The sequence below is a fragment of the Pseudofrankia saprophytica genome, assembly GCF_000235425.2.
Taxonomy (GTDB): domain Bacteria; phylum Actinomycetota; class Actinomycetes; order Frankiales; family Frankiaceae; genus Pseudofrankia; species Pseudofrankia saprophytica.
In genome coordinates this window covers 141,703-156,628 of sequence record NZ_KI912267.1, presented here as the reverse complement: position 1 = coordinate 156,628, position 14,926 = coordinate 141,703, and the positions used below count along the sequence as shown (strand labels likewise).

At 72.5% G+C, this 14,926-nt stretch carries 13 protein-coding genes; 12 read left to right on the top strand and 1 reads right to left on the bottom strand.

Translation table 11 applies throughout. From position 1 onward, the window contains the following. Positions 1 to 966, top strand: coding sequence for a bifunctional DNA-formamidopyrimidine glycosylase/DNA-(apurinic or apyrimidinic site) lyase (mutM, locus tag FRCN3DRAFT_RS0235205; RefSeq protein ID WP_007516668.1), 966 nt, complete (start codon positions 1 to 3; stop codon positions 964 to 966). A gap of 175 nt (positions 967 to 1,141) precedes the next feature. Beyond that, positions 1,142 to 1,885: a DUF2786 domain-containing protein gene (locus FRCN3DRAFT_RS0235200; protein ID WP_007516670.1), complete on the top strand. Its 744-nt coding sequence runs from the start codon at positions 1,142 to 1,144 to the stop codon at positions 1,883 to 1,885. 71 nt (positions 1,886 to 1,956) lie between these two features. Here FRCN3DRAFT_RS0235200 and FRCN3DRAFT_RS47750 read toward each other — a convergent pair whose 3' ends face one another. After that, positions 1,957 to 2,196: a hypothetical protein gene (locus FRCN3DRAFT_RS47750; RefSeq protein ID WP_007516672.1), complete on the bottom strand. Its 240-nt coding sequence runs from the start codon at positions 2,194 to 2,196 to the stop codon at positions 1,957 to 1,959. Positions 2,197 to 2,386: 190 nt separating this feature from the next. Here FRCN3DRAFT_RS47750 and FRCN3DRAFT_RS0235190 point away from each other — a divergent pair, with 190 nt between their 5' ends. The 10 genes from FRCN3DRAFT_RS0235190 (at position 2,387) to rplS (ending at position 14,652) form a co-directional block, all read left to right on the top strand. Then, complete coding sequence (locus FRCN3DRAFT_RS0235190) at positions 2,387 to 2,665, top strand: acylphosphatase (protein WP_007516674.1); 279 nt, start codon at positions 2,387 to 2,389, stop codon at positions 2,663 to 2,665. 315 nt (positions 2,666 to 2,980) lie between these two features. Continuing rightward, positions 2,981 to 3,175 (top strand): hypothetical protein, encoded by a 195-nt coding sequence (locus tag FRCN3DRAFT_RS0235185; RefSeq protein WP_007516676.1) that lies wholly within the window; start codon positions 2,981 to 2,983, stop codon positions 3,173 to 3,175. A 1,023-nt stretch (positions 3,176 to 4,198) separates the two neighbouring features. Further along, positions 4,199 to 7,873 carry a chromosome segregation SMC family protein gene (locus FRCN3DRAFT_RS0235180; protein ID WP_007516678.1) on the top strand — a complete coding sequence of 1,225 codons (3,675 nt, stop codon included), beginning with the start codon at positions 4,199 to 4,201 and terminating at the stop codon, positions 7,871 to 7,873. Between the two features lie 63 nt (positions 7,874 to 7,936). Further along, the gene (gene ftsY, locus FRCN3DRAFT_RS0235175) at positions 7,937 to 9,106 is read left to right on the top strand and encodes a signal recognition particle-docking protein FtsY (protein ID WP_007516679.1); all 1,170 of its coding nucleotides are present in this window, start codon (positions 7,937 to 7,939) and stop codon (positions 9,104 to 9,106) included. Between the two features lie 881 nt (positions 9,107 to 9,987). Next, a complete protein-coding gene (gene ffh / locus FRCN3DRAFT_RS0235170) occupies positions 9,988 to 11,559 on the top strand; it encodes a signal recognition particle protein (RefSeq protein ID WP_007516680.1) in 1,572 nt (523 codons plus the stop codon). Positions 11,560 to 11,801: 242 nt separating this feature from the next. Beyond that, complete coding sequence (gene rpsP / locus FRCN3DRAFT_RS0235165; protein ID WP_007516682.1) at positions 11,802 to 12,227, top strand: 30S ribosomal protein S16; 426 nt, start codon at positions 11,802 to 11,804, stop codon at positions 12,225 to 12,227. Beyond that, on the top strand, positions 12,228 to 12,461 hold the full coding sequence (locus tag FRCN3DRAFT_RS0235160) for an RNA-binding protein (RefSeq protein WP_007516683.1): 234 nt from the start codon (positions 12,228 to 12,230) through the stop codon (positions 12,459 to 12,461). Positions 12,462 to 12,628: 167 nt separating this feature from the next. Continuing rightward, positions 12,629 to 13,165, top strand: coding sequence for a ribosome maturation factor RimM (gene rimM, locus FRCN3DRAFT_RS0235155; RefSeq protein WP_007516685.1), 537 nt, complete (start codon positions 12,629 to 12,631; stop codon positions 13,163 to 13,165). 99 nt (positions 13,166 to 13,264) lie between these two features. Continuing rightward, positions 13,265 to 14,071, top strand: a complete 807-nt coding sequence (gene trmD, locus FRCN3DRAFT_RS47745; protein WP_007516687.1) for a tRNA (guanosine(37)-N1)-methyltransferase TrmD — start codon at positions 13,265 to 13,267, stop codon at positions 14,069 to 14,071. Positions 14,072 to 14,310: 239 nt separating this feature from the next. Then, complete coding sequence (rplS, locus tag FRCN3DRAFT_RS0235145; RefSeq protein WP_007516688.1) at positions 14,311 to 14,652, top strand: 50S ribosomal protein L19; 342 nt, start codon at positions 14,311 to 14,313, stop codon at positions 14,650 to 14,652. Positions 14,653 to 14,926: the final 274 nt, after the last annotated feature.

Genomic DNA, 14,926 nt, shown 5'->3' with positions numbered 1-14,926 from the left:
ATGCCGGAGCTGCCTGAGGTCGAGGTGGTGCGGCGCGGTCTGGAGCGCGGCGTGGTCGGCCGCACGATCGCGAAGGTCAGTGTGCTGCACCCGCGGGCCGTGCGCCGGCACGTGGCCGGCACCGCCGACTTCGAGGCGGCGCTCACCGGCCAGACGGTCACCGCCGCGCGTCGCCGGGGCAAGTACCTCTGGCTGGCGCTCGCGGCTCCAGACGGCCTGGACACGCCGCTGGAGAATCTTCCGGACACACCGCCGGACAGGTCGGGCGTGCCCGAGGCATCGCTCGTCCCGCCCCTGCCGCCCCTGCCGGCCGGCGACGGGGACGCCCTGCTCGGGCACCTCGGCATGAGCGGTCAACTGCTCGTCGTGCCGCCCAGCACGCCGGACCAGACCCATCTGCGGATCCGCTTCACCTTCACCGACGGCGGGCGCGAGCTCCGGTTCGTGGACCAGCGCACCTTCGGGGGGATGGCGATCGCGCTGGGAGGAGCGTCGCTGCCCGCCCCGATCGCCCACATCGCCCGTGACCCGATGGATCCGCTGTTCGACGACGACGCCTTCGTGGCCGGGCTCGCGGCCCGCCGCACCGGCCTCAAGCGGGCGCTGCTCGACCAGCGGCTGGTCAGCGGTATCGGCAACATCTACGCCGACGAGGCGCTGTGGGGCGCGAGGCTGCACTATGCCAGGGCGACCGAGACCCTGCGGCGGCCCGAAGCCGTCGGCCTGCTCGCCGAGGTGCGCGCCGTGCTGACCTCGGCCCTCGCGGCGGGGGGCACGTCGTTCGACCGGCTCTATGTCTCCACCGAGGGCGTCAGCGGACTGTTCGAGCGGGAGCTCGCCGCCTATGGCCGCGAAGGGGAGCCGTGCCGGCGGTGCGCGAGCCAGATCCGCCGCGACGCGTTCATGAACAGGTCCAGCTTCAGCTGCCCCACCTGTCAGCCGCGCCCCCGCGGCGGTCGCTGGTAGGCCGTCGGGAGGGGTAGGCCGCCGGGCACAGCTGCCCCCGGGCACGGCTGCTCGCCGCGGCGGGGTGTCGATTCGGGGGGTGCACCCCCCGACGTCCCTAGGGTCGTGTCTGCACCCACACTGGGCGCTGACCAGGTGCGCCGTCCTCGCTGCGCGGTGACGAAGGAGACGACCCATGAACTCGGACGCCCTGCTGGGACGGGTACGCAAGCTGCTCGCGATGGCCGAGTCCGAAGGGCTGACCGACGCCGCCAGGGAGACCTACAACGCCAAGGCCGCCGAGCTGATCGCCCAGTACGGCATCGACCGCGCGCTGCTCGAGGAGGCCGGGCCTGGCAAGGTCGCCGCCGCCGACCTGGCGCTCGACATCCACCCGCCGTACGCCCGGGACAAGATCACTCTTCTGGCCAGCATCGTCGTGCCGTTGGGCTGCCGACTGGTGCACCGCACGGAGCGGGGAAAGGGAGGCACAGGTCACACGGCGCACCTGTTCGGCATGGAGGCCGATCTCACCCGGGCCCAGCTGCTGTTCACCTCGCTGCTCGTCCAGCAGGCGCATGGGATCGCGGTGGCCGTGCCGCCGTCCTGGGAGGACCCGCGGGCGTTTCGCCGGTCCTGGATGGCGGGGTTCGCGGTCGCCGTACAGCAGCGGCTGACCGTCGCGGAACAGGCCGCGAGGGCCGCGGCCGAGCCGGCGACCGGCGAGTCCGGTACCGGGGCCTCGGTGGCCCTCGTCCTCGCCGACCGTTCCGACCGGGTCGAGGCGCACCTGTCGAGCGTCTACCCGCACCTGCGGGCGGCCCGGGGACGTCAGTTGTCCGGCTCCGGCGGGCGTGCCGGCTACGCCGCCGGCCAGCGTGCCGACCTCGACACCCAGCGCCGGGTCGAGACGCCGACCGCCCGTCGTGCCCTTGACTGAGGCGAGGCTCGCCCCGAGCCGGCGCTCACTCCACCTGGATCCGGCGCGAGGTTTCTCCGAAGCCGGAGTTCTTAGAGCTTGCCGCCCGGGAGGTTCGGGGCGGCGGTCTGGGTCGGGCCGGCTGTGTGCGGAGGCGCGTAACCGTCGGTGGGCGCGGGTACGGCGCTCACGTTGCCGAACGGGGTCGCGCTGGGCCCATCCACGATCGTGGCGCGCGGCACCGGCACGGAGCCGCCGTCCTGCTGGAAGTTCTGGCCACAGCCGGCCAGCAACAGCGAGCCGCTGAGGGCTCCGACGGTGACGGCCGCCATGGCGGCTCGTCGGCCTGGTCGGGCGGGCCGCGCGCCGCGCCGGATCAGGCTGCTGAGGAGGAGAGATGTCGTGTTCACGATGGCTCAGTAGCCTACCGTGCCGATGAATGACCTTCCTCAGAAGCGGCCGCCGGTTCAGCCGGGTGGACCAGCGAACACAGCTGGTGAGCAGTCCCGGGAGACGGTGGCCGTGGGCTCGCCCGTGCGGCTGACGGCCTCCGTGTTCGGCGTGGTGCAGGGTGTCGGCTTCCGGGACTACGTGCGCACGAAGGGCCGTCGTCTCGGTCTGGTGGGCTCGGCGACCAACCGCGTGGACGGCGGAGTCGACGTCGTGGCCGAAGGGCCGCCGGAGGCCTGTGACGCGCTGCTGGAACTCCTTGTAACCGGCCACACCCCCGGGCGGACCGATCGGGTAGAACACATGATCGGCCCCGTGGTCGGCGGCCTGGCTGGGTTTGTGCGTCGCTGAGCCTCGTCGCCCCGTTGACCTGGACAGACAGGCCTGACGGTTAGGTCGAATCGAGGCTCAAGATTCCCGAGTTCTAGGGACGGATGCCGTCCCATGTGGCATGCTCTTGACTTTCGGTGACTGGGTGTGGGAGGCTTAGGTCATTCTTTGGGGCGCACTCCGCCTACGTGTGCGACGCAAGGTCGTGTGCATCGGCCGGGGTGAACCAGCGGCTGGAGCTATACCAGTGGTTGGATGGGACGGCTTCAGCAGCTTCGTCCCGGCTTTGTCGCGCCCAGCACCCCGCAAGGTCACTCATCGTGGAGGACCATCACCATGGCGAAGGCCCTTTTCGGCCACGTCGGTTCCGGCAACGACCTCCGGCTCTCGTACGAGGTACGTCGGCTGCGCGCTCGCGTAGCCGAGCTCGAGGCTGAGCTTGCTCGGAGTCGTGCCGTCAATGACGCGCTCGTCGGCGTCGACGTTCCGGAGGACGTCCGTGAGCTGGACGTCGAGCCGGCCCTGACCTGACCTGTTAGCCGCCCTCTGGGGGCGGCTCGTCGGGCTTCGGGTCAGACGTCTGTCCAGGGATGGCTCCCTGGAACCCCCGATGTCGTGCTTTGGTCGGCCTGTCACTCGGGTCTGTTCTTGGATCACTGAAGGATCCTTGAGCACCCGGATGCCTCCCGGCCTGGCTGCCCGCGGTCCGGCAATCTTCCCGGTAGAGCCCTCGAGCGACGTTCCGGGTGCCCGAAACCGATCTTCGGATCGGATCCACCGGTACCCGTTCGTCCATGCCTTGACGGTTCCGCGGCTGGGCGAGTGGGCGGGTCTGGAGTTGTCCATCCCGTTCACCGTCTCGGTCTTAAGCCTGCCTGGTGGCTGTCGTTTTGGGAGTGGTCTCCTTGTGAGCCTCCCCAGCGATATGTCGACAGGGTTCGGTGCACATCCGCCGGTTTCGCGGGCGTTCGCGGCTGTTGCCGCCGCGCCGCGGCCTCGGTGGGCCTTTCGGGCTTGAGTGCCCGCCTTCGCGTCGTGGGCCACTGAGGTGCGTCGCCAGGCGGGTTGGCAGCCCTGGGTCAGTGCTGCCCTCGTCGCGGGCCCATACTCCTGTTGTTCCAACCATGTATACCCACCTGATCCACAATCCCGGGGACGGGATCCTGGTCAATTCGGCGGGCTCTGCCGGGTCAGCCGGGTCGCCGGCGGGTCAGCCGGGCGGGGGCGTCTCGGTTGGTGACCACGTGGGATCCAGATGTCCGTGATCTACGGATCTTGGTGTCCCGGCGTGGCCGTGGTGGTGCGTGGCAGACTATCGCGTTCTGGCCACACCAGGCACGCAGTGGCGTGTCCTTTTCGTGACAGTGAGTTGGCGGATATCGTGGGCGGCGGCCCGGAGACGGGCCGGCGGCGGCGCCCACGATCCCTGGTCGGCGGCCCTGATCGGCGGCCGGCCGCGGGGGAGCTCGTCTGGTCGTTCCCCGCGCACCGCGACGCTCATCCGGAGGGTGACCTTCGCGCCCGACCACGACCGCCCCATCGCTGCGGAGACCGGTGTACCTCAAGAGCCTGACACTGCGGGGCTTCAAGTCCTTCGCGAGCTCGACCACGCTGCGCCTCGAGCCGGGGATCACCTGTGTCGTCGGGCCCAACGGCTCGGGCAAGAGCAACGTCGTCGACGCGATGGCCTGGGTGCTCGGCGAGCAGGGCGCGAAGGCGCTGCGCGGCGGCACGATGTCCGACGTCATCTTCGCCGGGACGCCGTCGCGGCCGCCGCTGGGCCGCGCCGAGGTGCTGCTGACGATCGACAACTCCGACGGCGCGCTGCCCATCGAGTACAGCGAGGTCACGGTCGGGCGGCTGATGTTCCGCAGCGGCCAGAGCGAGTACACGATCAACGGCACCTCCTGCCGCCTGCTGGACATCCAGGAGCTCATGAGTGACTCCGGGATCGGCCGCGAGCTGCACGTGATCGTCGGCCAGGGCCAGCTGGACGCGGTGCTGCACGCGAGCCCCGAAGAGCGGCGGGCGTTCATCGAGGAGGCCGCGGGTGTCCTCAAGCACCGCAAGCGCAAGGAGAAGGCGCTTCGCAAGCTGGAGGCGATGGCGGCCAACCTCACCCGGCTGACCGACCTGTCCGCCGAGCTGCGCCGCCAGCTCGGCCCGCTGGGCCGGCAGGCGGAGATCGCTCGCAAGGCTGGCGTCATCCAGGCGACGTTGCGCGACGCGCGGCTGCGGCTGCTCGCCGACGACCTGGTCACCGCGCGGACGGAGCTCGCCGCCGACATCGCCGACGAGGAGACCGTCCGGGCCAGGCTCGCCGAGACCGAGGCCGCCCACGCCGCCGCCGCCGAGCGGGAGCAGGCGCTGGAGGCCGAGCTCGCCAGGATCGTCCCTCGCGCCGCCGCGGCCCAGGAGACCTGGTACGCCCTGTCGTCGGTGCGTGAGCGGCTGCGGGGCACCGGCCAGCTGGCCACCGAGCGCTCCAGGCTGCTGCGTGCTGGCGCGCAGGCCACCCGGGGCGGGCGCGACCCCGAGGAGCTGGAGCAGGAGGCGGCGGCCGTCCACGAGCGGGAGGCCGCGCTGCAGGCCCGCCTGGAGCGCGACCGGGACACGCTGACCGAGGTGACCAGCCGGCGCGCCGAGCTGGAGGCTGCCCTCGCCGCCGAGGAGCAGGCGCTGCTCACCGCGAGCCGCGCCGCCGCGGCCCGGCGGGAGAGCATGGCCCGGCTCGCGGGCAAGGTCGAGACGGCCCGCTCCCGGGCCGCGGCGGCGGAGGCCGACATCGTTCGGCTCACCGAGGCGCTCGACGCCGCCCAGGCCCGGGACGCCGAGGCCAGCGGCTCGCGCGAGGCGCTGGACACCGAGCTCGCCAGGATCGAGACGGAACGCGACGAGCTGGCCAGCCGGCACGAGTCGGCCGTCACTCTGCACGCCGCCGCGACCGAGCGGCTGGAGGCGCTGCGGACCCAGGAGCGCGGCGCCGACCGGGACCGTGCGTCGGCCGCCGCCCGCCGGGAGGCGCTCTCGCTTTCGCTGGCCCCGGCCGACGGCGCCGCCGCGCTGCTCACGGCCACCGGTGAGGGTCCAGCTCCGGACGAGCGGGAGTCCGCGGGCGGCGGGCGAGCCGGTGGGGGCAAGCCTGCGGGCAAGGGCAAGCAGGGCCGGCTGGCGGAGGCCGCCCGGGTGCCCGATCCGCCGCGGACCCCGATCCAGGTCGTCGGGCGGCTGGTGAACATCCTCGCGGTCACCCCGGGCGCAGAGGTGGCGATCGCCGCCGCCCTGGGGCCGGCCGCCGACGCGCTCGCGGTCGGGTCCGTCGACGACGTGGTCGCCGCCCTGGACTGGCTGCGCACCGCCGAGGCCGGCCGGGCCGCCTTCGTGCCGGCGTTCCCGCCGCCACCGGTCGCGCCGGCGGCGGCCGAGCTGACCGAAGGCCTGCCCGGCGGGGCCGTTCCGGCGCTGGAGCTCGTCCGGGTCGTCGACCAGCGGTTCGCCCCGGCCGTCGCCGCCATTCTCGGCGGGGTGGTGGTCGTCGACGACCTGCCAAGCGCGGCCAAGCTCGCCGCGGCTCGCCCGGGTCTGCGGCTGGTGACCCGTGACGGCGACACCCTCGGACCGCCGGCCGCGGTCGGCGGCAGCGCGCACGCGCCCTCGCTGCTGGAGCTGGCCGCCGCCGCGGAGGAGGCCGCCGCCGCGATGGCCGCCGCCGAGGCGCGGGCCGAGGCGTCCCGTACCGCGATGGAGCCCGCCCGCGAGGAGGTCGCGAGGACCAGGGCCGCGATCGACGCGGCCAACGCCGACCGCTCCGCCGCAGGCGCCCGCCACCGGGCGCTGACCGACCAGCTCGCCCAGCTGGACCGGGGCCGGGGCTCCGTCGCCGGGGAGATCAACCGGCTGGAACGCGGCCGGCTCGCCGCGGAGGCGACGCGCGACCAGGCCTACGGCGCGCTCGCCGAGCTCGAGGCGGCGCTCGCGGCGAGCGACGACGAGCTGGACGTCGACGAGCGGCCCGCCGAGGAGCGCGACCGGCTCGTCGCGGCCACCTCCGCCGTCCGGGGCGAGGAGGTCGAGGCCAGGCTCGCGGTGCGTACCAGCGAGGAGCGCGCCCGGGGGCTCGCCGGCCGGGCCGACGCCCTGCTGCGCCAGGCCGCTCAGGAGCGCTCGGCCCGCGCGGCGGCCGCCCGTACCCGGGCGCTGCGCGAGCGCCAGGCGAAGATCGCCGCCGCCGTCGCGGTCGCGGCCGACGAGGCGCTCGCCGCGTGCGAGACGTCGCTGGCCGCCGCCGCGGCCGAGCGGGAGCAGGCGGACACCGCCCGCCGGGCGACCGACACCGAGCTCGCCGGCGTGCGTGACCGGGTGCGCGCCTACGCGGCGGCCCTGTCCGCGCTGCGCGACGAGGCGCACCGGGACGAGCTGGCGCGGGAGACCAAGCGGCTGCGATCCGAGGCGCTCGAGGCCAAGGCGCTGGAGGAGCACGGCATCGCCGCCGACGACCTGGTCGCCGAATACGGCCCCACGCTGCCGGTACCCCCGGATGAGGAGGGTGGCAAGGAGCGGCCCTTCGACCGCGCCGAGCAGACCGCGAGGCTCGCAGGCGCGGAGAAGCAGCTGGTCCGGCTCGGGAAGATCAACCCGCTCGCGCTCGAGGAGTTCGAGGCCCTGCAGGAGCGGGCCGCCTTCCTGTCCGCGCAGCTCGACGACATCAAGAACACCCGGCGTGACCTGTTGCTCGTCGTCGAGGAGGTCGACTCGCGGGTCCGTGAGGTCTTCGCCGCCGCGTTCCAGGACACCGCCCGCGAGTTCGAGATCGTCTTCGACACGCTGTTTCCCGGCGGCGAGGGCCGGCTCGTGCTCACCGACCCCGAGGACATGCTCACGACCGGGATCGAGGTGGAGGCCCGGCCGCCTGGCAAGAAGGTCAAGCGGCTGTCGCTGCTGTCGGGCGGCGAGCGCTCGCTGACCGCGCTCGCGATGCTGCTGGCGATCTTCCGGGCCCGCCCGTCGCCGTTCTACGTCCTCGACGAGGTGGAGGCGGCGCTCGACGACCGCAACCTCGGCCGGCTGCTGAACGCCGTCGAGGGGCTAAGGCAGAAGTCGCAGCTGATCATCATCACCCACCAGAAGCGCACGATGGAGATCGCCGACGCGTTGTACGGCGTGTCGATGCGCGGTGACGGCGTGACCACGGTGATCAGTCAGCGGCTGCGCGAGCGGGCCTCCGCATAGGCGCTTCGGGCGTGGGGCGCGGGCGGGGTGACCTCGGCCGGCCGGGGCTGGAAGGATCGAAGCGTGGAGTACCTGTACATCATCGTCGTGGTCGCCGTCCTGCTGGTGGTCGCGGGCGGGGCGCTGGTCGGCAACGCGGTGCGCCGCCGGCCCCGGCTGCCGCGGGCCCGGTCCGGCGCCGAGGAGCTGACCGGGACCGGGCCAGCCGGCGGTGTCGGCACGCTGGAGGCACCACCCGGCGCGCTGGAGGCGGAGGCGGTCGCCCCGGCCGAGGTGGCCCAGCCGCCCGGCCTCGAGGTGCCGGCGCCCGCGGTGGGCCGGCTCGTCCGGCTGCGCGCCCGGCTGGCCCGCTCGCAGTCGTCGCTCGGCCGCGGCCTGCTGTCACTGCTGTCCGGCGACGAGCTCTCGGACGAGGACTGGGAGGACGTCGAGTCGACGCTGCTGCTCGCCGACGTGGGTGTCGGCGCGACCGGCGAGCTCGTCGCGGCGCTGCGGGAGCGCACCGCCGTGCTCGGCGCCCGCGGCTACAACGACGTGCGGGAGATGCTGCGCGACGAGCTGCTCGCTCAGATCGGCACTACCGCCGACCGGTCGCTGCGCGTCTCGGCCGAGGACCGGCCCGCGGTCATGCTGGTCGTCGGGGTCAACGGCACCGGCAAGACGACCACGTGCGGCAAGATCGCGCGACTGCTGGTGGCCGACGGCCGGTCGGTCGTGCTCGGCGCGGCCGACACGTTCCGTGCCGCCGCCGCCGACCAGCTGGAGACCTGGGGCGGCCGGGTCGGCGCGGTGACGGTCCGCGGGTCGGAGGGCGCGGACCCGGCGTCGGTCGCCTTCGACGCGGTGAAGCAGGGCATCGCGGACGGCGTCGACACCGTCGTGATCGACACGGCCGGCCGTCTGCACACCAAGGTCGGACTGATGGACGAGCTTTCTAAGATCAAGAGGGTCATCGTCAAGCAGAGCCCGGTCGACGAGGTGATCCTCGTGCTGGACGCGACGACCGGCCAGAACGCCCTCATCCAGGCGAGGGTCTTCGCCGAGGCCGTCGCCATCACCGGCGTCGCCCTCACCAAGCTGGACGGCACCGCGAAGGGCGGCATCGTCATCGCCGTCCAACGTGAGCTGGGCGTCCCGGTCAAGCTGGTCGGCCTGGGCGAGGGTCCCGACGACCTCGCGCCGTTCGAACCCGAGGGCTTCGTCGACGCCCTGCTCGGCGAGCCCGTGAGCTGACCTGTCCCGAACGGCCTGGTACATCGCCCTACCGCCCCACCGGCCGGCTGGCCGGGCGGTAGGCCGGGGCCCGCGGATGGGGTATCCGTTCTCGTCTCGGAGGCCGCCGAGGCAGTGGGATCGGCTGGAAAATGTAGATGTGGCCTGAGACACACCAAGTTGCCTCCAGGCCTTTCTTTCGGCGCTGGACTCGATCTAGCATCTTTGGGCGGTCTTCTTTGGCCCGCTGACCGCGCCCCGCACGTCCGTGAAGATCCCCACCGGCGCGGTCCGGATCGGGGAACCAGCGTCCGGCGAGGTGTCCCGCCCTCCTCAACGGAGAGGGCGGACCAGGCTGGCGTCATCGCCAGCCCGAGTTCGTGCGGCATGCCTCGCCGGACCTGGGGCGCTCCCGTTGCCGGACGCTCCGCGCCCGCAACCGGGCAGCGCCTATCGGGCGCTGAGCGCCCTCCTGCGTGGTTCCGGGCTGAGGCATATGGCGGTGGTCGGGCTGCGGCCGGCTCGGTGACGTGGCTGGGTTGGTGCTGCGCTGATGCGCTGTCACCAGCTGTGGCTGGGTTGCGCGTGTGACTGCCGGCGTTACCCCGTCCGGGGCTGAGGCGGAGGTCGGACCTCGCTGGTGGTCGTTGCAGGGGTGAGTTCGGGGTTCGAGCAGAAGCTGTGGGGGCGTTTGGGTTTACCGCTGGGCCGGGGGGCGGTCTGGATGCGTACCCTAGAACTGTCCGTTCCCATGCTGCCCGGGGCGTGGTAGCCGACTCTCCTGGTGGGGTCGTGTTCGCCCGATGTGGCGGCGCTCGCCGGCTCGTCGGAATGGTCGGGCCGGCCGGTGGCCGCGCGGACGGGCCCCTCCCACCACAGGCCAGCGATCCCGGAGTGTGCGCGTGTTCGACACCCTGTCCAGCCGACTCGACACGGTCTTCAAGTCGCTGCGCGGCCGGGGTCGGCTGTCCGAGGCCGACATCGACGCCACGGCGCGGGAGATCCGGGTCGCCCTGCTCGAGGCCGACGTCGCCCTGCCGGTCGTCCGCGCGTTCATCGCGGCGATCAAGGAGCGTGCCCGCGGGGTCGTGGTCAGCCAGGCGCTGAACCCGGCTCAGCAGGTCATCAAGATCGTCAACGAGGAGCTCGTCGGCATCCTCGGCGGCGGCACCACGACGCTGCGGCTGGCCAAGACGCCGCCCACCGTGATCCTGCTCGCCGGTCTGCAGGGCACCGGCAAGACGACGCTCGCCGGCAAGCTCGGTATGTGGCTGAAGAAGCAGGGGCACACGCCGCTGCTCGTGGCCGCGGACCTGCAGCGCCCGAACGCGGTGAACCAGCTGCAGGTCGTCGGGTCGAGGGCCGGCGTCGAGGTGTTCGCGCCCGAACCGGGCAACGGCGTCGGTGACCCGGTCGCGGTCGCCCGCGATGCCATGGCCCACGCTCGCCGCCATGTCCACGACGTGGTCGTCGTCGACACGGCTGGCCGCCTCGGCATCGACGAGGAGATGATGCGGCAGGCGGCCGACATCCGCGACGCGGTCGACCCGGACGAGATCCTCTTCGTCGTCGACGCGATGGTCGGCCAGGACGCCGTCACCACGGCGCTGGCGTTCCTCGACGGGGTCGGCTTCAGCGGCGTCGTGCTCACGAAGCTCGACGGTGACGCCCGCGGCGGCGCCGCGCTGTCGGTCGCGCACGTCACCGGCCGGCCGATCATGTTCGCGTCCACTGGCGAGGCACTCGCCGACTTCGACGTGTTCCACCCCGAACGGATGGCGTCACGCATCCTGGGCATGGGTGACGTCCTCACCCTGATCGAGCAGGCCGAGCAGGCCTTCGATCAGGACGAGGCCGAAGAGATGGCGCGGAAGATGGCCGCGTCGGAGTTCACCCTCGAGGACTTCCTCAACCAGATGCTGGCCGTTCGCAAGCTGGGGCCGATCGGCAACCTGCTCGGAATGCTGCCCGGCATGGGCCAGATGAAGGACCAGTTGTCCCAGGTCGACGACCGGGACGTCGACCGGGTCGTCGCGATCATCCGGTCGATGACACCGGGCGAGCGGAGCGATCCGAGCATCCTGCAGAAGAGCCGCAAGGAGCGGGTGGCCCGGGGGTCCGGGGTCACCGTCACCGAGGTCAACCAGCTGCTGGACCGGTTCGCCGAGGCGCGCAAGATGATGCGTCAGCTCGCGAATGGCGCCGGCATCCCTGGGATGGGACGCGGGAAGGCTGCTCAGGCCCGTAAGGCGCCGAAGAAGGGCAAGGGCGCCAACAAGAAGGGCAACCCGGCGGCGCGCGCCGCGCAGGCGGCGGAGGCCAAGAACAAGCAGCCCGGCGGTGGCCGCGTGGGCGGGGCTCCCGGCGTCGACGGGCTGCCGGGCGGCCTGCCTCCCGGCGGGATGGGGGATGTGGACCTGTCCGCACTGCTCAAGCCCGGAGCCTTCAACCCGCCCGGACGCCGCGGTCGTTAGGGAGCAAATTTGCCCCGGCGACCCGTCGGCCGCCGGACCGCCAAGCATGGACGCGGGAGCCGGCGGCGCGTCCGGCTGACGATCTGGCAGACTGTAGGCGCAAGCCGACTGCCCTAGGTTTAGGTTTGCCGCTGACTTTGGGTCAGCCCCGGAGGTCGTCAGATCGGCCCGGGGGACGGCCCCCGGAACCTGGTACCGCGCTGTGGTGCGCGGCCCTCAAGCAATGGAGCTTTTCAACAACCGTGGCAACCAAGATCAAGCTGCAGCGCACCGGCAAGATGCGTGAGCCGCACTACCGCATCGTCGTCGCCGACGCCCGTACCAAGCGGGACGGCCGGGTCATCGAGGCCATCGGCCAGTACCACCCGAAGGACGACCCCAGCACGATCATCGTGGATGGCGAGCGGGCCGCCCACTGGCTCTCGGTCGGCGCGCAGCCGACCGACCCGGTGCTCGTCCTGCTCAAGGTCACTGGTGACTGGCAGAAGTTCAAGGGCCTGCCCGCGCCCGAGCCGATGAAGGTCGCGGCTCCCAAGGCCAACCGGCGCGAGGTCTTCCAGGCCGCGGCGCGCGAGGCCGCTGGTCTCGAGGAGAAGCCGGCCACCACGCCGAAGAAGAAGAGCAAGTCCGCCGCCGAAGGCGACGAGACGCCGGCCGCGGGGCAGTAGGTGCTCGAAGCGGCGCTCGAACATCTGGTTCGGGGGATCGTGGACCACCCGGAGGACGTCCGGGTGGACCTGCTGTCGAACCGGCGCGGCCGCACCCTCGAGGTCCGGGTGCATCCCGAGGACCTCGGGAAGGTGATCGGCCGGCGTGGCCGTACCGCCAAGGCGTTGCGCACGGTCATGGCCGGCGTTGGCGGTCGTGGGCTGCGTGTCGATGTCGTCGACGTCGACCGGTGACGTGAGCGGCGAGCCCTGCTCATCGTGGGGAGTCCTGGGTTTCCTCCCGGACCGGCAAAGCCGGGGTTTCCGCTGGGTCGCTTCCCTGCCGGATCCGCTTCGCGGATCCGGCAGGGACTCTGTCGCCGACCCGGCGGGGAAAATGCTTCGGTCGGCGCGGGTCGGCGATGGGTGAGGCAATCGTCGTGGGCCGGATCGGGAAGGCGCACGGCGTTCGCGGTGACGTGACCATCGACGTTCGGACCGACGTGCCCGAGCGGCGGTTCACCGTCGGCGCCCGGTTCGAGCGACCCAGCGACGGGTCGGACCTGGTGATCGCCACGTCCCGGTGGCACTCCGGACGGCTGCTCATTCGCTTCGAGGGCGTGGCCGACCGGACCGCGGCCGAGGGGCTGCGCGGGATCGTGCTCACGATCGACGCGGATCTGGCCGGTGACGCGGCGGATCCCGACGAGCCGGACGATGACGGCGAGCTCTGGTGGGACCGCGACCTGGTCGGCCTGCGTGCCGTCGCCCCGGACGGGAGCCTGCTCGGTGAGGTGACCGACATCGTGCACACGGCGGCCGGCGAGCTGCTGGCGATCGGCAAGCCGGGCGGTGGCGAGCATCTGGTTCCCTTCGTCCACGACATCGTTCCCACCGTCGACCCGGCCGGGGGCCGGCTCGTCGTGGACGCCCCGCCGGGCCTGCTCGACCTCGACTGACCGGCGCAGACGTCGCCGGGGGCCCGCCGAGGCACGAAGGAGGAAGGGCCCCAAGCCTCCTTCGGCCCGGGCCGCTGGTGGGAAGGAGAGTCACCCGGCATGCGGGTGGACGTTCTGACGATCTTCCCGGCCTATCTCGAGCCGCTACGTCTGTCGTTGCTCGGCAAGGCCCGCGACCGCGGCATGGTGGAGATCCACGCTCACGACCTGCGGGACTGGGCCACCGACCGGCACCGGACCGTCGACGACACGCCGTACGGCGGCGGCCCGGGCATGGTCATGCGCCCCGAGCCGTGGGACGCGGCGCTGCGCTCGGTCACCGGCGCCGGCACCGACGCTGGTGCTGGCGGCCCCGCGCCACGGCCGCGTGTGATCGTCCCCACCCCGGCTGGGCGGCCCTTCACCCAGGCCTACGCGGCCGACCTGGCCGTCGAGCCCTGGCTGGTCTTCTGCTGCGGCCGGTATGAGGGCATCGACGCCCGAGTCGTCGATGTCTGGGCCGACGACGAGGTCTCCATCGGTGACTATGTGCTCTCCGGCGGAGAGGTCGCGACGCTCGTCATGCTCGAGGCGATCACCAGGCTGCTGCCCGGCGCCGTCGGCAATGCCGAGTCGGTCGCGGATGATTCGTTCGCGCATGGGCTGCTCGAAGGGCCGGTGTACACCCGTCCACCCGAGTGGGCGGGGCATCGGGTCCCTGATGTGCTGCTATCCGGGGATCACGGCGCGATCGCTCGGTGGCGGCGCGACCAGGCGCTGAGCCGGACCGTGCGGCGTCGTCCGGACCTGCTCACGTCGCTCGAGCTCGGCGACCGTGACCGGCTGGTCGTCGCCCAGGCCCTGGAAGCGGAGCCGGATCCGCCGATCGACACCACCGCGCGCGATGCGTCCTCGCCGGCGGGGTGATCGTGGTGGCCGCCGCGATGCGCCCGGCCGGTCGTGTGGCACAGTAGGATGCAGTGTCCGCCGGTCCGTGGCCGGTTCGGCCGGGTCTCGGCACCGACGACCTGACGCGTGATCCACCAGCGCGCAGGTCTGCGGCGTAGCCGGTGTCCGGCCTTCATGATCGTGGTGAGTTCGCCGCCCTGGGCGCGGCTCGCCGTGAGGACCTAGGACCAACTGCCACCACTGAGGAAGCGACTGCCATGCAAACCCTGGACAGCCTCGACGCCGAGTCGCTGAGGACCGACGTGCCCGAGTTCTGGCCGGGCGACACCCTCAAGGTCCACGTGCGCGTGGTCGAGGGAAGCCGCCAGCGCATCCAGGTCTTCCAGGGCGTCGTGGTCCGCCGGCAGGGCGACGGCCTGCGGGAGACCTTCACCGTCCGCAAGGTCAGCTTCGGCGTCGGCGTGGAGCGCACCTTCCCGGTGCACAGCCCGATCGTCTCGAAGATCGAGATCGTGACCCGCGGTGACGTTCGCCGGGCCAAGCTCTACTACCTGCGTGAACTGCGCGGCAAGGCCGCCAAGATCAAGGAAAAGCGGTAGTTCGCGGGCGCTGAGGCGGGTGCTGGCGCCCTGGACCTCCCGGACCTCCGGTTCGGCGGGAACCTGTCGGTGATTCGGCGGGGACCCTAGGTCGGGCGTCGAGCATCCCCTCGTTGCCTGCCTTCGGGCGGGGCGTCCCGAGCGGTGGCCGGGTCTGGATCCGGGCCGGCGAGACGGCTGAGCTGCCGCCACGCTGAGCGCGTCGTCGCCAACGGGTCTCGCACCAGGCCACCCGTCGCCGAAGAGCGCCTTCGCGGCGCCAGCGTGCGCGTGG